Annotated in this window: 14 protein-coding genes and 1 pseudogene; 11 read left to right on the top strand and 4 right to left on the bottom strand. The window is 37.4% G+C overall.

The features are described 5' to 3' along the window. Nucleotides 1-91: 91 nt before the first annotated feature. Entirely contained in the window at nt 92-2,722 is a 2,631-nt protein-coding gene (gene ppdK, locus IGJ52_RS04310; protein WP_438791932.1) for a pyruvate, phosphate dikinase, read from the bottom strand. 169 nt (nt 2,723-2,891) lie between these two features. Here ppdK and IGJ52_RS04315 point away from each other — a divergent pair, with 169 nt between their 5' ends. Next, the gene (locus IGJ52_RS04315; protein WP_002355926.1) at nt 2,892-3,521 is read left to right on the top strand and encodes a helix-turn-helix transcriptional regulator; all 630 of its coding nucleotides are present in this window, start codon (nt 2,892-2,894) and stop codon (nt 3,519-3,521) included. A gap of 12 nt (nt 3,522-3,533) precedes the next feature. Continuing rightward, nucleotides 3,534-4,346 (top strand): pyruvate, water dikinase regulatory protein, encoded by an 813-nt coding sequence (locus tag IGJ52_RS04320; RefSeq protein WP_002355927.1) that lies wholly within the window; start codon nt 3,534-3,536, stop codon nt 4,344-4,346. A 70-nt stretch (nt 4,347-4,416) separates the two neighbouring features. Here IGJ52_RS04320 and mprF read toward each other — a convergent pair whose 3' ends face one another. Together mprF and IGJ52_RS04330 are read right to left on the bottom strand one after the other, a co-directional pair. After that, nucleotides 4,417-6,948 carry a bifunctional lysylphosphatidylglycerol flippase/synthetase MprF gene (gene mprF / locus IGJ52_RS04325; protein ID WP_002358907.1) on the bottom strand — a complete coding sequence of 844 codons (2,532 nt, stop codon included), beginning with the start codon at nt 6,946-6,948 and terminating at the stop codon, nt 4,417-4,419. Next, entirely contained in the window at nt 6,945-7,679 is a 735-nt protein-coding gene (locus tag IGJ52_RS04330; RefSeq protein WP_002358908.1) for an alpha/beta fold hydrolase, read from the bottom strand. Before IGJ52_RS04330 ends, mprF begins: the two co-directional genes overlap by 4 nt. A gap of 176 nt (nt 7,680-7,855) precedes the next feature. On the opposite strand from IGJ52_RS04330, the gene IGJ52_RS04335 reads away from it, so the two are divergent. From IGJ52_RS04335 to IGJ52_RS04345, 3 genes are read left to right on the top strand one after another with little or no spacing between them, the layout of a single operon-like run. Further along, nucleotides 7,856-8,440 carry a hypothetical protein gene (locus tag IGJ52_RS04335; RefSeq protein ID WP_438791933.1) on the top strand — a complete coding sequence of 195 codons (585 nt, stop codon included), beginning with the start codon at nt 7,856-7,858 and terminating at the stop codon, nt 8,438-8,440. A 22-nt stretch (nt 8,441-8,462) separates the two neighbouring features. Further along, on the top strand, nt 8,463-9,518 hold the full coding sequence (locus IGJ52_RS04340) for an endonuclease (protein WP_438791934.1): 1,056 nt from the start codon (nt 8,463-8,465) through the stop codon (nt 9,516-9,518). Between the two features lie 17 nt (nt 9,519-9,535). Continuing rightward, nucleotides 9,536-10,192 (top strand): 5'-methylthioadenosine/S-adenosylhomocysteine nucleosidase, encoded by a 657-nt coding sequence (locus tag IGJ52_RS04345; RefSeq protein ID WP_061100728.1) that lies wholly within the window; start codon nt 9,536-9,538, stop codon nt 10,190-10,192. A gap of 103 nt (nt 10,193-10,295) precedes the next feature. Here the strand turns inward: IGJ52_RS04345 and IGJ52_RS04350 are convergent, their stop codons facing one another. After that, on the bottom strand, nt 10,296-12,533 hold the full coding sequence (locus tag IGJ52_RS04350; RefSeq protein WP_438791935.1) for an ATP-binding cassette domain-containing protein: 2,238 nt from the start codon (nt 12,531-12,533) through the stop codon (nt 10,296-10,298). A gap of 161 nt (nt 12,534-12,694) precedes the next feature. Here IGJ52_RS04350 and IGJ52_RS04355 point away from each other — a divergent pair, with 161 nt between their 5' ends. The 6 genes and pseudogenes from IGJ52_RS04355 to IGJ52_RS04380 all read left to right on the top strand — a co-directional run bounded on the left by IGJ52_RS04355 (nt 12,695) and on the right by IGJ52_RS04380 (nt 20,073). Then, nucleotides 12,695-14,836, top strand: a complete 2,142-nt coding sequence (locus IGJ52_RS04355) for an amidase family protein (RefSeq protein ID WP_438791936.1) — start codon at nt 12,695-12,697, stop codon at nt 14,834-14,836. Nucleotides 14,837-14,912: 76 nt separating this feature from the next. Continuing rightward, a pseudogene (locus IGJ52_RS04360) lies at nt 14,913-15,856 on the top strand (aminoglycoside phosphotransferase family protein). Nucleotides 15,857-15,898: 42 nt separating this feature from the next. Next, nucleotides 15,899-16,552, top strand: a complete 654-nt coding sequence (locus IGJ52_RS04365; RefSeq protein ID WP_438791937.1) for a DUF4767 domain-containing protein — start codon at nt 15,899-15,901, stop codon at nt 16,550-16,552. A 109-nt stretch (nt 16,553-16,661) separates the two neighbouring features. Continuing rightward, on the top strand, nt 16,662-17,075 hold the full coding sequence (gene ndk, locus IGJ52_RS04370) for a nucleoside-diphosphate kinase (protein ID WP_002383435.1): 414 nt from the start codon (nt 16,662-16,664) through the stop codon (nt 17,073-17,075). A gap of 159 nt (nt 17,076-17,234) precedes the next feature. Then, the gene (aspD, locus tag IGJ52_RS04375; RefSeq protein WP_438791938.1) at nt 17,235-18,845 is read left to right on the top strand and encodes an aspartate 4-decarboxylase; all 1,611 of its coding nucleotides are present in this window, start codon (nt 17,235-17,237) and stop codon (nt 18,843-18,845) included. Between the two features lie 142 nt (nt 18,846-18,987). Beyond that, on the top strand, nt 18,988-20,073 hold the full coding sequence (locus tag IGJ52_RS04380; RefSeq protein ID WP_231422047.1) for a hypothetical protein: 1,086 nt from the start codon (nt 18,988-18,990) through the stop codon (nt 20,071-20,073). Nucleotides 20,074-20,126: the final 53 nt, after the last annotated feature.

The raw sequence follows: 20,126 nt of genomic DNA on the forward strand, positions 1-20,126 counted from the left end.
GAACATCAATCGTTTCGACTGATGTTCCTAGCACTTTTTATCTTGTAAGGATGAATCATTTGTTACACACGTTAAATTAAAGAAGGACCATTTATTCTTCAGTCACAGCCGGTTCGGTTAAAATTTTGGCTTGGGCAGCTGCGAGTTTCGCAATAGGTACCCGATAAGGTGAGCAAGAGATGTAGTTTAGGCCAAGTGTTTGGAAAAACGTGATGGATTGCGGATCACCACCGACTTCTCCACATACGCCAATACTCATGTTTGGTTTAGTGCGACGCGCTTTCTCTACAGCTAATTGAATCAGTTGACCAACACCTGTTTGATCTAGTGATTGAAACGGATCTTGGGTAATGATTTTCTTTTCCCGATACGTATTAATGAATTTACCGATATCATCACGAGAAAAGCCATAGGTCATTTGTGTTAAATCATTTGTTCCAAAGCTGAAAAAGTCTGCTTCTTCTGCTAACTGATCCGCAATCAGACAAGCTCTAGGTAGTTCAATCATTGTCCCGATTTCGTAAGGGAAAGGAGTCATTTTATGTTCTTCAAAGAGACCGTCAATCGTTTCTTTTAAAATGCGTTTGAGATAGAGAAGTTCTTCTTTTTCGGCGATTAGAGGAATCATCACTTCTGGATAAACAGTAATTCCTTCTTTGACTAATCGAATGGCACTAGTAAATAAGGCTGTAACTTGCATTTTGTATATTTGTGGTTGGGTCACACCTAAGCGACAACCACGATGGCCCAACATTGGATTGGTTTCTTGTAACCGTTCAATTTGTTTGGCGATGGTCACCGGGAACCGTTGTAGTTGCTTCGCCAATAATTGAATATCATTCTTTTCATGAGGTAAAAACTCATGCATCGGCGGATCTAACAAGCGGACCACCATGGGCTTGTCTTGAACTACTTTCAGCATTTGATAAAAGTCTTCCTGTTGAAAATGAAGAAGTTGCTCCAACGCATAGGCTGCTTCCTTTTCAGACTCTGCTAAAATCAGGCGACGCATTTCCAAGACACGCTCTTCACCGAAAAACATATGCTCTGTTCGCGCTAAACCAATCCCCGCTGCGCCAAAACGGATAGCAGTCTCTAAATCTTGTGTAGTTTCTGCATTGGCACGAACAGTTAAATCAGCATACGCATCTGCCCAAGACAAGAGCTCTTGAAGGTCATCGTTATTATCAGCAGAAATTGTGGGAATTTCGCCAAGATAAATTTCCCCCGTTGAGCCATCGACGGAAATGATTGTTCCTTCTAAGATGACTTGTGGACCGCAGTGTAGTTGTTTGGTTTCTTCATTGACGGTTAAACTTTCACAACCAGTCACACAGCAAGTTCCCATTCCTCGTGCGACCACAGCGGCATGAGAAGTCATTCCGCCACGACTGGTCACAATTGCTTCGCTTACAACCATGCCTTCAATATCTTCTGGTGAAGTTTCTTGACGAACAAGAATGACTTTCTTTCCTAGATTGGTCAGTTCTTTGGCTTTTTCTGCTGTAAAAACAATTTGGCCACTTGCTGCACCAGGACTAGCAGGAAGTCCCATAGCTAAGCGTTCCATGTGTTGTCGTTTCTCTTGATCAAACACGGGATGAATTAATTGATCAATCGTATCAGGTGTCACACGCAACAGTGCTTCTTGTTTAGTAATACGATTTTCTTTGGCTAAGTCTAAAGCAATTTTAACCGTAGCTGCGGCGGTTCGTTTTCCGTTTCTTGTTTGTAAAATATATAATTTTTCATTTTCAATGGTAAATTCAATATCTTGCATGTCACGATAATGATATTCTAAAAGTTCTGCGTAATGGCGAAAATCTTGATAAACTTTTGGCATAGTCAAACGTAAACGACGAATGGGTTCTGGCGTCCGAATACCAGCCACTACATCTTCTCCTTGCGCGTTCAAAAGAAACTCTCCAAACTGTTGATTTTCCCCTGTGACCGGATTTCTAGTAAAGACAACGCCAGTGCCACTGTCTAGTCCACGATTGCCGAAAACCATTTCTTGAATGTTGACAGCTGTACCTAAATCATGTGCAATATGATGTAAGTTTCGATAAACCACCGCACGTTGATTATTCCATGAATCAAAAACAGCTTTGATTGCTTCAAAAAGTTGTGCGACAGGGTCTTGCGGGAAGACCACCTGATGTTGTTCAAAAACTTCTTGGTAGCGGACAATCAAGGCGAAATGATCTTCTTCTTGAAAAGCGGTAATTTTTTTGTTGAGCTCTTGTTCCAAGCGCTCTTTTTGTTGGTCAAATAATTCTTTGGGAATGTGATAGACGACGTCTCCAAACATTTGAATAAGTCGGCGATAACAATCAAAAGCAAAACCAGGAGAGGTTAAGGTCGCAAATTTTTTCACACGTTGATCATTTAAACCCAAATTTAAAATAGTATCCATCATACCAGGCATCGAGAAGGCAGCACCACTGCGAACAGAAACTAAGAGAATCTCATTATCCGCGGTAAAAGATTTGCCTGTTTCAGTTTCTAAGTTTTTAACCGCTTTCAAAATTTTTGATTGTAAGTGTTCTTCAAAGAAAGTAGCATCTGCCAAATAGTCCATACAGCAACGGGTTGTAATCGTGAATCCTTGCGGAATCGGCAAACCTAAGCGTGTCATTTCTGCCAAGTTCGCCCCTTTACCACCAAGAGTCTCTTTACCTTCATTGTGTGTTTCGTTAAAAGAATAAATAAACTTTTTCATGCGTGACCTCCGTTTAATATGTGTCTTATATGTTCAATAAACATCATAATAGACGGAAATAAGTTTGTCAATAGAAAAAGTTTCTTGTCAATATGTTGAAAAAACAATAAATATGTGTATAATTGTAAGCGAATGCACAATTTGTTTAAGAGGAATTGAGGAGGAAATGATGAAATTAAGTAAACGACAAGAGCAAATTATCGCTGTTGTAAAAGAGCATCAGCCAGTTAGTGGTGAACGCATTTCGGACATACTAGCCGTTTCACGTGCGACATTGCGTTCTGATTTGTCTTTTTTAACACTTTCAGGAATTTTAAAAGCAAGTCCGAAAGTTGGTTATACTTACGAAAGTGATAACATGGAGGCTTTTTTCTTTTTTGACGTTTTTCAAACAAAAGTTCAGGAGATCATGAGTCCACCATTGATGGTTGCCCAAGACACCTCAATTCGAGATGCGATTACCAACTTGTTTATGTATGATGTCGGTTCTCTTTATGTCATGGATGAAGCAAAAGAATTATTAGGGGTTTTGTCACGAAAAGATTTATTACGAGCCTCTTTAAATACAAATATTGATGGCACACCTGTTGCTGTTTGTATGACAAGAGTGCCACATGTGAAAACCTGCACACCAGAATTTACTATTCTTGAAGCTGCTGACACTTTGCAAAAATACGAAGTGGATTCTTTGCCAGTCGTTGAAAAAGAAAATCCTAAAAAAGTTATTGGAAAAATTACGAAAACGAAAATTTTAACCTATATTACGCAACAAGCGAAAGAAGCCGCACAAAACAGATAAGGGAGCTTAATTATGAAAAAAGAAATCATTGTTTATACTATTTCCGATTCACTTGGAGAAACATCACAAAAATTGTTAGCTGCAGCAAGCGCACAATATCCAGATATTTCTTTTCTTAATCGATACAATTTTTCTTTTGTCACAACAGAAGAAGAATTATTAGAGATTTTAAAAGATGCCTTAAAAGATAAAGCCTTAGTTGTCAGTACATTAGTCAGTAAACAACTAATCACAGCGGCGAAAGAATTTAGTGAACGAACAGGGTTGTTATATTTAGATTTAATGGCGCCATTTTTTGAATTAATTCAAGCGAAAGCCGGAGTAGATCCTATTGAAGAGCCTGGACGACGCCACCAACTAGATCGTGCCTATTTTGATAAAATCTCAGCGATTGAATTTGCTGTAAAATATGATGATGGCAAAAATCCTCAAGGGTTTCTTGATTCTGATATATTGTTGTTAGGCGTTTCGCGGACCTCAAAAACGCCAGTCAGTATGTATTTAGCGAATCAAGGCTACCGCGTTTCTAACTTACCATTAATTCCAGAAGTTCCATTGCCGCCAATTTTGGAAGAAATGGATCCACAAAAAATGATTGGTTTAGTTTGTTCGCCAGAAACATTAGGACAGATTCGTAGCAGTCGGTTGGCTTCCTTAGGTTTAGGTAATGAGACCAGTTATACCAATGTTGAACGGATTGAACAAGAATTAGCTTATGCCGAAGAAATTTTTGCGAAGTATGGTATCCCAGTGATTGATGTAACCGCAAAATCTGTCGAAGAAACAGCCTTTTTGATTAAAGAAAAACTAGATGAAAGAAATTAAAAAGCTTGGCAACCTCACTAAATTTCAGTGAAGTTGCCAAGCTTTTTATACTTAATTGGGCTTCTTTTTGTTAGTCAATATTTTTTTGATCGACAATGAGTAAAGCAATCATCACGTAGACAATCCAGCTACTTTTAGAATAAAGTGTATAGCGGGGTTGCCATTTGCTAGCAAATTTTTCCTTGTATTCGCGTAATCCTTGGAAGGAGTAAATTTCTGAACCAAATTCATAAATTAACGCAGCAATCCGTTCTTGAATAAAACTTTTTCTTGATTGACCAACGTTGGCTAACGGAGCCATCCCTAAATTGAAATAATGAATATTTTCTGTTTTCATATATTCAAATAAATGAATAAATAGGAAATCCATACTTCCAGAAGGGGCTTTTTCTTTATGGTGACGCATCAAGTCAATGGTACCAACTTCATTTGTGTAACTAGGAATGATATTAGCGAAAGAGACCATTTCTCCTTCAGCATTTCGGACAACAGCAATTGGGTTTCTTTGAAGATACGCTTCATCGAAAAATCCCAGTGAAAAGCCTTTTTCTTTTCGATTGTCTAACCAACTATCTGAAATAGCTTTTAATTCGTGCATTTGTTCGGCACTAAAAGGAGGTTGGAGTACGTCAAATGAATAGCCGGCTTTGGTAATTTTATTAAACACTGCGCGGGTACCTTTGAATTTTTTCCCAGACATCGTAAATGTTTCTAGATTAACTAAGGCTTCTTCGCCCATTTTGATAAATTCGTAGCCATATTCGTGTAGTAACATCACGCTGTCCTCATTGGTTTCGTAAAAGACGGGTACATAGCCGAAACGATCTGTTTCTTTAAGGAATGCATCAATCGCCGCAGGAAAATCTTCTTTGTTCCCAGAAGGGTTGCCCATCACAACGCATTTATTATTAATGGTATTGAATTGTAAAAAGACAGTCGGTTCTTCTTTGGGATATAAGAACACCTGTTTATCATGAAGAAAGACAAGTTCACTGTCAATATTCCCGCCATAAGTTGTTAAGATATTATGCAAGATACTATCTTCTGGAAACTCACCCACTTGGTGTTTTTTCCCTTGGAGGTAGCGAACAAATAGAAAGTTAAAACTCATAACTAAGAGGATAGCGATAAATCCTGACAACCAGATCCGTTCGGAAGGGAACAAGAAAAATTCCACAAAATGATGACGATGGTGTGGGAAGTTCGGTAAATTATAAACACCAATTACCAGGTATAACAAGGTCAACAAGCCAAAGATAAACCCATCAATCGTCATCCACTCCCAAGAGTAAACCAGTTGTTCACGGTACAATTCTGATTTTGAAAAAATAACGATAAATAATAAAATAGCTAAATAGAAAATGGAAAACATACTAAAGTCAACAACAAATGAATACAAGATAGCACCAATTAATAAAATAATCGTTGGATAATAGGCTCTTTTAACACGATCAGCAATCCCACGTCCCATAATTAATAATGCAAAGCCTAAAACAATACTCGGAATTTGAATAATAATATGTGAACGGAAGGGGTTAATATCTCTTAACCAATGCACTTGAGTGAAGGCTTCTGGAATAGTGGCTAGGAGCACCATCATAATTCCTGAAAAATAAAGTAAAACCACTTCCAATTTGTGGGCAATTTCCAAAGTAATTTGTTTCAGTAATTGTCGATAATGAGTATCCAATTTTTGGCTTAAGTGTTTTGTAAAGAACAAACAGCCAATTAAGAAAGGAATAATATAATAGAATAAACGATAGAGCAATAACCACAAAACAATAATTTCACGATCGACACCTAAGTTGCTCAGTCCTAAAATCATCATGACATCAAAACTACCTAAAGCCCCTGGAATCATCGAAGCAATCCCAATAATCGAAGCTGCTACATATAAAGGAACAATATCAATTAAAGGAATCGGCACGTCCAATAAGTAACCAATACTAATAAAGGTAATTAAAACACCTGTCCATTCTAAGAACGAAGAAACAACTAAAGATAAGCGATTTTTTGCATCGAGGTTACCAAAGGAACTATTTTTTTGGAAATGTAAAATAAGATAAAGTAATGGGAAATAAAGACCGCCACCTAATAACCAAATCCAATATTGCTGTAAATAAGCCATTTTTGGATCAAACTGAACAAGGAAAAAGCAAAGAATACTATAAATAGATAGACCGGATAACACAAAAAGTAAAATATGGGTTAACGCAGGTAAAATTTTCTTTTCCTCTGTTTTATTTCCATAAAATTCAGAACGAAGTCCCATGCTGACCAAACCACCGAATCCACCAATATTATTGATGGTATTGACAATCCAGCTAGATTCAAGGAGTTCCCGTTTTGAGACTTTCAAGTTTAAAATGCGATTTAATGTTAAGTCATAATTTAGCATCGGAGTAACGGAAACTAAACCGATAACCATCATCAATAACAATTTCCATAGCGGAATCTCATCAAAAATCTGTTTTAACTGTTCAAATGAGATCGTTTTACCAATTGATAAAAGTTGGGCAACAACAATAATTGAGACCGCAATAACAAACAGTGTTTTTAGTAATCCTGTATGCGTTTTGATCCAATGAATAATTTGTTTCATTTAGACACCTTCATTTCCTTTAAGAATTTTTCGATTGTTTTATTAAAAATATCTGGTGAGTTTTTGGCAAATAAATGACCTTGTTTATTTACCAAGACCAATTTGCCAGCAGGAATGGCATCAGCAATCGCCCGTGAATGGGAAAGCGCAATTAAATCTCGACTGCCAGTAATAACAAGAGTAGGACAGGGGATGTGTTCTAAATCTTGTTTTGTCAGTCCAGTATCTTCAAATAACAGAGCCACGATAGGGAGCCGTGCGCGCAATTTTTTTGAAAAAAAGGCGCCAATACGACAAAACCAATATTGAAAATAAGTGGCAATCGTTACATATTTTTTTAGACCAGACATGGTGACATTTCCAGAATTTAAGACGAGTTTGTTGACGAAATCAGGATATAAATGGGTAAAAACCATGGCAATATTTGCTCCGTCACTAAAGCCCAATAAATTAATTTTTGTTAAGTGTTCTTGTTGAATAATACCAGCTAAATCTTCTGCCAAAAGCGGAAAAGTTAATTGACTTTGTGTATTGGTGGAACGTCCATGTCCGCGGGTATCCACCGCAATAACTTGATACTCTTTGGAGAAATAAGAAATTTGATAATTAAAAAAAGTATGATCATTGCCATTACCATGAAGTAACACAAGGGGGTAATTTGTTTCTTTGCCAAAAATTTGATAAAAAATTTGACTGCCATCTATTGTTTGAAAATATTTTTCTATTGCCATTCTCCGTCACCTATCTCATCTATAATCAATCGAGTCCTCTCTCATTATAGAGTCTTTTGTCTTTTTTTTGTAATAAAAAACAGAAAATTTTCCGAACAGTTTTGTAAGGTGTTGTAATATAGTGTGATATAGTAGAAGATAGCCACCTGAAAATTAGACTAGAGGAGGGAAAGTTGATGTCTTTAATCGTTTTAATTGGTGCCCAAGCTGTCGGGAAAATGACCGTTGGCAAGGCTTTAGAAAAGCAGTTAGATGCTAAATTACTATTTAATCATCAAACCATTGACTTATTTGCAAACTATCTTGGGTATACGGAACGTGCGTTTCAATTGTCTGATTCCGTTAGAAAGGAACTTTTTCATGCCTTTGTAGAAAATCCAACCACAAATACAACAAAAAACATTATTTTTACAGTGGTGATTGCTTTTGATCAAGAACAGGATTTTCAATTTTTAGAAGAAATATCAGAAATTTTTCTTAATAAACATGAAGCCGTCTATTTCGTCGAACTCGTCTCTTCAACAGCAATCCGTCTAGAACGGAATGTTCATCCAGAGCGGCTAGAGGCAAAACCTTCAAAACGCGATGTCGACTTTTCTCGAAAAGAATTACTCAATACCTTTAAAGAACATCGATTAGTAAGCCACGAAGGCGAACTAGAAAGTACATTTCCAAATGTAAAAATAACGAAAATAAATAATTCAAACATGACACCAGAAGAAGTAGCAACGAAGATAATTGCTACTTTTGGTTTGACATAATGTGAAAGGAACATCGGAATCAATGAAAAAGTTTTTTAAATATCTCGGTAGCTTGATGGTCCTTCTTCTATGCATAGCTTTAATTTTGATAGGATATTTAACCTTCCGAGAGTTTCGACCGCGAGCGGTTGAACCAGTTGCTATAAATAAACAATTTTCAGAGCAAACCATCGAAAAACAACAATCCATTTCTTTAGTCACGTATAACATAGGCTATGCCGGCCTAGGACAAACAGAAGATTTTTTTATGGACGGTGGCAAAACTGTCCAACCAGTTAATAAGGCAATGGTCCAACAGAATTTAACGGGCATTGAAGAAACCTTAAAAGAATTACCAGCGATGATTTACTTATTCCAAGAAGTCGATCGTCGCTCGCAACGTTCTTATGAAGTCAATCAAGAGCAAGAATTACAAAAACAGCTACAGCTGAACAGCGCATTTGCTTATAATTTTAAGGTAGATTATGTGCCCATTCCTTGGCCGCCGATTGGACGAGTAGAAAGTGGTTTATTAACATTATCAAATGAAAAAATAACAGAGGCCCAACGCATTGCTCTACCCAATCCCTTTCGTTGGCCCGTTAGCATTAGTAACTTAAAACGAGCGCTTCTAGAAACACGCTTTCCAATTAAAGGCACAGACAAAGAATTAGTGGTTTTTAACTTACATTTGGAAGCCTATGACAATGGGGAAGGGAAGATTGCTCAAAGCAAAAAGTTAGCTGACGTATTATCCCAAGAATACGCTAAAGGAAACTATGTAATTGCTGGAGGTGACTTTAATCAAGTTTTCAAAGGCAGTCATCGATATCCTGACCTAGGGGAAGCTGGTTGGGCACCAGGAGAAATTGATCCAGCAGACTTACCTAAACATTTTTCACTTGCTTATGATGATCAACAGCCGACTGTGCGGGTGCTTAATAAGCCATACACTGGCTCCTATGAAACATCCCAAGTGTATGTAATTGATGGTTTTATTGTTTCTGATAATGTGGCTGTTCATAGCGTGAAAACAAAGGACGAACAATTTAAATATACAGATCACCAACCTATGAAGATGGAAGTTGGGTTGAAATAGAAAAAAGGAGGAGATAGATGAAATTAGGAATTATTGCCGCAATGGATTTAGAGCTTCAAAAATTATTGGAATATTTTCCACCACAACGAAAGATACAGCTAGCAAAAAATACATTTTATATTTATGAACAAAAAACATCGCAAGTCATTATGGTTTGTGCAGGACAAGGAAAGACGAATGCTGCGCTATATAGTCAAATACTTATTGATTCATTTCAAATAGAACAACTAATTAATATCGGTATTTGTGGCTGTTTAAATGAAAAACTGCAACTCTTTGAGATGGTGCTAGGTGAGGAATACTGCCATTACGATATTCGTGAAAGACAGTCAATCAATAAATTTCCTTATCAGCTGTACTATAAAGGAGATAAAGGAATGCTGGCCGAACTTCAACATCTAGATGAAAAGATAAAGTGTGTTCGTTTTGGAACTGGAGAAGGCTTCGTTTGTGACACAACTGAAAAAAGAAACTTAATTGAACAATTCTCTATTGACTGTGTGGATATGGAATCCGCAGCTATTGCACAATGCTGCTTTTTAAATGATTGCGCTTTTGTTTCTATAAGAATTATTTGCGATAGAGCGGATGCTAACGCAGTCAAAGTAACAGAAGATACACAAACACAGGCAATGGAAAAAGTATTTGAATTGGTCTGTGCATATATAAATTAAAAAAGAAAGAGCTTGGAACAAAAATCCAGAAAGGTTTTTGTTCCAAGCTTAAAAAGTAATATAGGTTGGGGATAAAAGTAACATTGTTATTGTTCCAATTATTTTACAGATAGCCTTTAGTAATAGAATGAGTGGAATTTAGCATATTTGCTGGGGTTCCTGTAAAAAGAAGCTGTCCGCCATTTTCTCCACCTTCGGGACCTAGTTCAATCAACCAGTCGGCACTTTTAATCACATCAATGTGATGTTCTAATAAAATCAAGCTGTTTCCTTCTTCTACCATTCGATTGAAAAGTTGAAGACTTTGTTGGATATCAATTAAGTGTAAACCATCTGTAGGTTCATCCATTAAATAGATAGCTTTTTTTTGGTGAAGTGTGTCTGCTAATTTTACCCTTTGCAATTCGCCACCAGATAATGTTGAGAGCGATTGATTGAGTTTAAGGTAGCCTAAGCCAACTTCCAGTAAATTTTTTAATGAAAGAGCAAAAGGCTGGTCTTTGAAAAAATCATAGCCATCTTTAACGCTTAAAGCTAGTACTTCAACGATATTTTTTCCGTTATACAGATAATGAAGCACCTCTTCTTTGTAACGCGTTCCATGACAGGTTTCGCAAATACTAGTAACATCCTCCATAAAAGACATATCGGAGACAATTATTCCTTTCCCCTTGCAAGTAGGACAGGCGCCTTTGGAATTATAGCTAAATAAAGCTGGACTAACATGATTTTCTTCCGCAAACAGTTTGCGGACCTTATCAAAAATATTGAGATAGGTCATTGGTGTGGATCGTAAATTTGCGGTAATGCTTTTTTGTGAAAGATGAATAATTTCTTGGTTATCAGCTTGGGCTTTTTGATAAATTTCTTCCGCTAATGATGATTTACCTGAACCAGCGACCCCACAAATAACAGTCAAAACTCCTAACGGAACTTCGACAGATAGATTGTTTAAATTATGCAGTGTCGCATGTTCGATTGTTAAAGACTTCCTTGCTTTTCTTGGTTGGTCGTTTAAAGGGAGCGGCTCTTGAAGCGCTTGACTAGTCAAGGTTTTGGAGGCTAAAAATGCGTCATACGTTCCTGAAAACTGGACATGGCCACCATTTTCGCCTGCGAAAGGTCCTATATCGATGATAAAATCAGCTTCCTTAATTAATTGTGGATTGTGTTCCACCAGAATCACGGTGTTTCCTTTATTTTTTAAATTGAGCAATGCACGACTGATCCGTTCGATGTCCTTTGGATGTAAGCCAGCACTTGGTTCATCTAAAATATACATAATATCGTTTAAGGCGCTGTTTACATACTTAGCAATTTTAATCCGCTGTGCTTCACCACCAGAAAGTGTTTCAGTTGCTCGTCCTAATGTGAGGTAGGAGAGACCGATATTAATTAATGCTTCTAGACGTACAAGTAGCTCTTCTTGAATAGTTTTTATTAAGGATAGGTCCATTGAACGAATAAAAGAATGTAATTCAGTGAGTGGCATGTCAACAGCATCAGCAATACTTTTCTGATTAATTTTGCAGCTACGAACACGTTCATTGACTCTACTTCCTAAACAATCAGGACATCTTTTTACGGTAACAAAGTGATTAAGGTATTTTTGATGACGTTTGCCTTCGTCTGTATGCAATATGCTACGTTGCATACGCGGGACGATTCCTTCATACAAAGCTGTATGAGGCCACTCTTTGGGTGGATTAGCTAGTTTTTGTTGTGGAGCATATAAAAATAATGCTAACTCTTCAGGAGAATAGTCCTTGATTTTTTTATCCAAATCAAATAGACCACTATGGGCATAACGCTTCCACCGCCAGTTGCCAACTGTAAATGTGGGGAAATCGATAGGCCCTTCGTTTAATGATTTGTCATAATCAACTAGCTGATGAAGATTGATTTCGGTAATCTTTCCTAAGCCGTCGCATGTTGGACATTTTCCATCCGGATGATTAAACGAAAAAGTATCTGAATAACCAACAAATGGAGAACCTGCTCGTGAAAACAACAAACGTAAAAACGTATAAATATCTGTATACGTTCCCACTGTCGAACGAGAATTGCCTGCTACTTTTTTCTGGTCAATGACAATTGCAACAGGAAGATTCTCGATTTTTTCAACTTCTGGACGACCATATTTGGGTAAGTAATTTTGAACAAACGAACTAAATGTATCATTTAGTTCACGACGTGATTCAGCGGCTAATGTGTCAAATACTAAGGAGGACTTTCCTGAACCCGAAAGTCCAGTAACAACAGTTAGTTGCTTTTTAGGGATATTGACAGAGACATTCTTCAAATTATTTTGTGTTGCGTGCTTAATTTCAATCCATTCCATTAAAAAACCTCCGTTTCTATTCTATTTTAGCATATAAAAAGAACCTAGCCTAAAAGTTGAACATTGGAATTTTCAAGAGAACTTTACTTTTTAATCGCTTTCATTTATGCTGTAAGTAATACAGATTTTTTATCTGTATTAATAGATAAAGGATGTGACTTATGAAGAAGTCGATTTTGTTCAAAAAGTTAGGGATTATTTTATTAATTAGCCAAACACTGGTAGGGGTACCAACAATGTTGGCACAAGAAAGTATACTAGAAACAACCGTTCAAACAGAGACGGAATCAGTAACAACAGAAACCAGTCAGACTGTAGCTAATTTGGAATCTGAAACTACTAGCCAAACGGTGATGCAGGAAAAAGAATCCTCTTCGGCAATCGCCGAAAGCCGTAGCGGAAATGTGGTTGCAGTAACTACTGAAACCACAAATGAGATACAAAATAGTGATACAGATAGAAAAGCTGTTTCTGCAGAGAATGTTTTTTCAGAAGCAGATTATAAACAAGCAACTGCACTGGAGTTAGCAACTTTAGTAAGAGAAAAAAAGGTAACGAGCGAAGAATTAGTAAAAATTGCGTTGGCCATCACTAAACGTGAAAATCCTACATTAAATGCGGTCATTACTTTACGAGAAGAAGCGGCTTTGACAGAAGCAAAAGCTTTACAAGATACAGGTCAACCATTTCTAGGTGTGCCGCTCTTACTAAAAGGGTTAGGACAATCCTTGAAAGGTGAAAGCAACACGAACGGTTTTGGTTTTCTCCAAGATCAAGTAGCTGGTGGGACATCGACCTTTGTCAAAGCACTACAAAATGCCGGATTCATAATCATTGGTCAAACGAATTATCCAGAATTAGGTTGGAAGAATATTTCAGATTCAAAGTTATATGGCGTTTCCGTCAATCCATGGAATCCTAACCATTATTCAGGTGGTTCTTCAGGCGGAGCGGGTGCTAGTGTCGCCGCGGCATTTGTTCCCATTGCTTCTGGAAGTGATGCTGGTGGCTCTATCCGTATCCCTGCTTCTTGGACAGGCACCGTAGGCTTGAAACCTTCTAGAGGAGTAATCATTGGTAATTCTAATAGTGCAAAAGGTCAAACTGTTCACTTTGGTTTAAGTCGAACCGTGGCGGATACAAATGCATTATTTGAAACCTTATTAACCAAAAAAGATCTTCCTGCGGGACATTTAAGTCAAGCGCAACCCATTGCTTATACAACAGAATCCCCTGCTGGAACGCCTGTAAGTGCCGAAGCAAAAGAGGCGGTCGCTGAAGCTGTTGCTTTTTTAAAAGACCAAGGGTACACATTGGTTGAAGTGAAGCACCCTGTTGATGGGGAACGTCTAATGAAAAATTATTATACTGTAGCTGCTGGCTCAGCAGGAATTGCCGATTTTATGGCGCGGCAGAAATTGAAAAGACCGCTTGAACGAAATGATGTAGAACTGTTAACATGGGCGCTTTTTCAAACAGGAAAAAATATAACGAGTGAAGAGACAACTGCGGCTTGGACAGATATTGCTTTACAAGCACAAGCGATGGACGAATTTTATCAACAGTATCCTATCTTATTAACACCAACGACGGCTGCCACGGCACCTAGTATTGATAATCCGTTACTAAAACCAGAACATGCAGCACAGATGGAAAAAATTGATCAATTGTCACCAGCAGAACAAAAACAATTGATTTATGACCAATGGCTGACGGCGTTCACATATACACCGTTTACACAACAAGCAAATTTATTTGGACATCCATCATTAAGTGTGCCAACTTACGTTTCAAAAGAAGGACTGCCTTTGGGGATTCAATTTAATAGTGCATTAAATGAAGACCGAACATTGCTACAATTAGGTGCTTTATTTGAAAATAACCACAAGATAAATCAACCACATGTAGAAGAACCAGAAAAAGACAAAGAACCAGATGCAAGCGGCGAACCAGATAAAGACAAAGAACCAAATGCAAGTGGCGAACGAGATAAAGATAAAGAACCAAAAACAAGCGAAGAACCAATCGAAGGAAAAAACCAAAACCCAGACAAAGCTGGAAAAACTACTAGTGAGTCATCCTTAGCTAATTCGCTGAATTCATCAGCAAATCAGGGAACCAAATCAACAGAAAGTACGCATGCTTTTTCTAATAAAAGTATGATTGGGAAACAAGAACAGCTTCCCAAAAAAGTATTACCAAAAGCAGGTGCAGAAGTACCTAGTACTTTCTGGATTGTTTTAGGAGGAGCTTTCTTAGTAACGAGTGGAACGATTTATATAAGGAAAACTAGAAAACGATAACCAGTGAAGGCTGGAGACAATTTATCCCCAATTGTCTCCAGCCTTTTTTCTTTGGTATACTAAAACCAATAGGGAAATGGAGGCGAAAGTAATGAGGGCGTTTGAGAAGATTCCAGAGTTTCAGCAATGGCAAAAAGTTGAAGCTATTCACCGTGGTTGGTCAACTGATTTAAAGTTTAAAGTTACCAAAAATCAAGAAACCTTTTTATTGCGAATTTTTCAACAAGAAGAGTTATTAGCTAAACAACAAGAATATCAATTTATCAAAAAAATAGCGGCGTTAGGATTTCCTAGTTCTAAACCTTTTTTTGTGCACCTATTCCTGAAAGTGAACAGGGATACATGTTATTAACGTATCTAGAAGGTGAAGACTTAAGCGATGTTTTACCCGCTCTTTCTCCTAAAAGACAACTGAACTTAGGCGTAGAGGCGGGCCACTATTTAAACAAAATCCATAAGCTTTTGTTGCCTGAAAGGATTAGTCAAAGAGAGATTGCGCGAAATTTATACGAAAAAAAGCAGAGCCAACTAAATAAGTATAAGGAATCTCAATTTTGTATGCCGTACCAACAGCCAATAACTTCATATTTAGAAAAACAATTACCGTTATTGCAACAACGGCCTGTAGTTTATCAGCATGGAGATTTCCATGTGGGAAATTTTATTTACTTGCCAACTAGGCAGGTCGGTGTGATTGATTTTAATCGATGGGATTTTGGGGATCCTTATGAAGAATTTTACAAGTTACAATTTTTTTCAAGAAATGTTTCGCCATTGTTTGCTTATGGTCAATTACAAGGTTATTTTGCTGGGAAAGTTCCTACCTTATTTTGGCAGTTTCAAAAGCTTTATACTTTTCACGCAGGACTCTATTCTTTAGTTTGGGCACTGAGCTTTGGTGAAAAAGAAATCAGGACTATGGAACAGCAATACCAACAATTACTAGAGGACTATAATTGTGGAGAATTACTAGTTCCCAAATGGTTTTCAACTATCCAAAGAAAGGGATTGAGATTTTAGGTTTATTTCGATAGAATAAAAATAAAAACAGGAGTTTAAGGAATGAAACTAAACGGGATTATTATGATAGCGGTTGTTGGAAGCGTTTTATCTAGCTGTGGTTGGCAAAAATCGAAAGAGGAATCACAGAAAGTACAAACCGTACAAACAAACAATGTAAATACTGAAGAAACAAGAGCAATTTCAGCAACCGAAGTTAGTCAAACCACGGCGTTGGAATTAGAGCAAACAACGCAAACACAAGAATTAACTGAATTAGTTACAGAAGAAGGGACGATTTGGAATCAGCAAAAAGCAAAACAGTTAGGACAATACATGGAAATCTGGGGTCAAGAACGCAATCAGAACTATCAAGCGTACCAACCAGGTCACTCTGTAGCTTTTTACACGATTCAAGTGCCTGATGATTTATTGAGTTATGAACCTAAAATACAACCAGCTATTGGGAACAATCCCATTTGGTTAAATTGGTCAGAAACTGGAAACGAAGGGGGTTATTGTCTGGTGGCAGTATACTCTGACAGTGCGACACAAGTTGCCCAGAAGCATGTCTATTTATTTACTTTAGTGAATGGTGAAGCCAAAGTTTATGTGAGTAAAGAACAGCCAGTAGAAGAGCAACCTTATTTGTTTTTAAAAGAAACAAGTAATACAGAACTGAAAGAACAATTCACAAACCTTGTGAATAATCTTTAATTTTTTATTTAATCAAAAGGAAAAGAAAATTTATCATTGACAAAGTATCCGCTTTCATTTTATTCTGTAGCTACCCCTTGGGAAAGGGCAAAAGGAAGTTTTGAAAGGGATGGAAGAAAAAATGAAGGAAACAAGTTTAGTAATTATTAAGCCAGATGGCGTTGAACGAAAGTTAGTTGGCAAAATCATTCAACGTTTTGAAGATAAAGGTATTGACTTATTGCACCTTAAATTCGAACGACTAACAGTAGAAACAGTGAAGGAACACTATGAGCATTTAAAAGATGAACTATTTTTCCCTGAATTATTAGCCTATATGACAAGTGGCCCAGTGGTTGTGATGGTCGTTGTAGGGGACAATGTGGTTAAAAAAGTGCGTAAATTAGTTGGAGCAACGAATCCGTTAGATGCTGAAAGTGGCACCTTACGAGCGGATTATGGGTTGTCTGTCACCAAAAATTTAATCCATGCTTCTGATTCTGTTCAATCAGCAAAAATTGAGATGCAACGGTTCTTTGGTTAATCATCAAAAAAGAAGCAATCCTTTATTTTTTATAAAGGATTGTTTCTTTTTTATTAATTGTCAGAATATTCCGCTTAAATGGTTGACATCTGGAGGTAGAAGAGTAGTATAGACTACATACTAAATACTAAATGACTGCGTGTGCTTCAGGAGGATAAAATGATAACAAGTGATGAATTGACAGAAAACCTTAGTCCGTTTGAATTAAGTCTATTTTTAGAGAAGAAATTACATGAAGAAAATCATAATTTAGAAACATTGTTAAATGCAGGGCGAGGCAATCCTAATTGGACGGCGCCAACACCAAGGGAAGCCTTTTTTTTATTAGGTCAATTTGCTACAAAAGAAACGTTAAGAGAAGGGAGCGAACAAACGGCTGGTATGATTCAGCCAAGTTTTGGTAGAACGCAACGCTTCTTAAACTTTTTAGCAGAAAATCCAAGCAAAGGGGCAACCTTCTTACAAGAAATTTGGACAGCAGAGCATAACTATTTTGGGATGGATAAGGAAATGTGGTTAGATGCCATGTTAGACTATGTGATTGGGGATAATTATCCGAATCCTGTTCGTTGCTTGAAGGCGTGTGAACAACCGATTAAAGCATATTTAAATCAAGAATTATTTTCCAGTGAAGCACAACCGTTTGATATTTTTGCCGTTGAAGGTGGTACAGCAGGGATTTGTTACTTGTTTGATACGTTGGCAAATAATTATTTACTAGAAAAAGGTGATCGTATTGCGTTGTTATTACCAACGTTTGCTCCTTATCTAGAAATTCCAGAACTACCACGTTATGATTTTGACGTAGTTAAAATCAAAGCAGAGCAAATGATTATTGATGGAAAAACGACGTATCAATACTCAAACAAGGAAATTGATAAACTAAAAGACCCGTCCATCAAAGCGGTTTTTGTCGTAAATCCCAGCAATCCAACTGCTAATGCTATGGGAAAACCTACCATTGAACAAATCAAACAAATCGTTGCAGTGGATAACCCTAAGTTAATGATTTTAACAGATGACGTTTACGGAACCTTTGTGCCAGCTTTCCGTTCATTATTTACGGAGTTACCTTACAATACAGCTTGTATCTATTCTTATTCTAAATACTTTGGCGCTACCGGTTGGCGTGTGGGGACCATTGCGGTCAGCCAAGAGAACATCTTTGATCAATTATTAAAAGAATTGCCAGTGGCTCGAAAAATAGAATTACAGTCACGTTATGCTACATTGAATGCAGACACAAGCCAAATTAACTTTATCAGCCGCTTGGTCGCAGACAGCCGCGATATTGCGTTGAACCATGCAGCGGGACTTTCTTCTATTCAGCAAGCGATGATGGCTTTATTTAGTTTGTATGCTTTGTTAAAAGACGGTCAAGCATATAAAGACGAAGTGATGGATATTTGTCATACGCGTGAAAAGCTCTTGTTTCGCACCTTAGGCATTGAAGAGCCTTTAGCAAGTTTAAATACAGCATACTATTGTGAAATTAACTTTAGAGACTGGACAGAAAAACGTTATGGCCCAGAATTTTCAAGTTATTTAACGAAATCGTGGACGATCACAAAAGTATTAACCTCTTTAGCAGAAAAAGAAAAATTAATGCTTTTAAAAGCGGATGCTTTCGGGAGTGACAAATGGTCAGTTCGAATTTCTTTAGCCAATTTAGCTACTAACCAATATAGTGAAGTTGGTAAACGAATGATTCGCCTATCTGAACACATTAAAGAAGAGTGGTTGCGCCAAAAGCGCCAAGCAATTAAATAAAAAAACGCTAAGTCTCTTAAGCTGCAGGAGACTTAGCGTTTTTGTTTATTATTTATTCATTTTTCCGTCAGTTTTGGTTTATAAATGTTTGCTACACTGGAGATAAGAGGAAATTAAGCGTTTATAAAAAGGAGAAAAGTGAATGAAACATATTAAAGGAATGTTGGTTTTTATCGGATTATTTATTTTGGTTGGTTGTGCGCCAGATCAAGAGTCAACGAAACAAACAACAAGTGGACCGCAAGAGACAAAGCAAGTGAAGCAAGTTACCGTCACCAATCAAACGACTTCTGCGGTGGAAAAACAAGCGCCGACTAAAAATGACGAACTGATTGCTAATCAATTGACTTTTGATTCTCATGAATACACGTACGAAGTGGTTACAGGGGCCACACAAACGACATTTGGGACAACCCCACCAGCAAAATATACACTAGAAGAAAAAAAGGAAAAAATGTTTTGGTCCAATCAACCGCCTTTGGGATTAATGACGGGTAACTATTATAAAAATGAAGGTGTATTTACTGGCGGAAATTACGGCATTGTAGAGATTATTACGGAACCTGAAACGCAACGGATTCTGAATGTTGAGTTTACAGAGTTTGCTAGTGATCCTTATTACGATACACGCTATTCGGGTGTCAACAAACGCCTGTCGGATTATCCTGAATTTCAAGCAAGCAACACGCGTACAGACGATACGTTAGTCACCGTTGTTAATGGTATTACTTATGTAGAAAAACAAATGCGTGACGAAAATCGTGTCACAGGTAATTTTTATACGGTACGCGGTTCATCAACTTCTGCTCGTGAAGGTTTAATGCCTTTAGCAGCAGAGATGGACACTTGGCTAAAAGAGCCATCGAAAGAAACGTATATCGGTTACGCAGAAGATTTAGGTAATGGCCTAATCGGTCGACTTCAAGTGATAACAGAAGAGCAGAAAATAAAACATGTCAGCTATGATGAATACTTTTCAGATGAACAGGAAAAAATCACAGAAACAGCCCTGCGGCCTTTTTATCGTCAATCGAAATATTATTCACCAGGATATAATAAACAAACCAACAATTCTTTTATTCATTTTGTAGATGCACTAACAAAGGCCATTACGACACAACAAACTTTATCCGTTAACGAAGAACAAGAGCTACAGCATCCGTCTTTTACTACTTATCAAAGATTGGCTGAAAAAATCAGCACGTTTCAAAATTCATTGAAGGAATAAGAAAAACGAAAGTAGGGCATAAGTCGTTTCGACTTATGCCCTACTTTCGTAAT

It is taken from the genome of Enterococcus sp. DIV1758, from assembly GCF_051711985.1.
In the GTDB taxonomy this organism is placed as follows: domain Bacteria; phylum Bacillota; class Bacilli; order Lactobacillales; family Enterococcaceae; genus Enterococcus; species Enterococcus faecalis.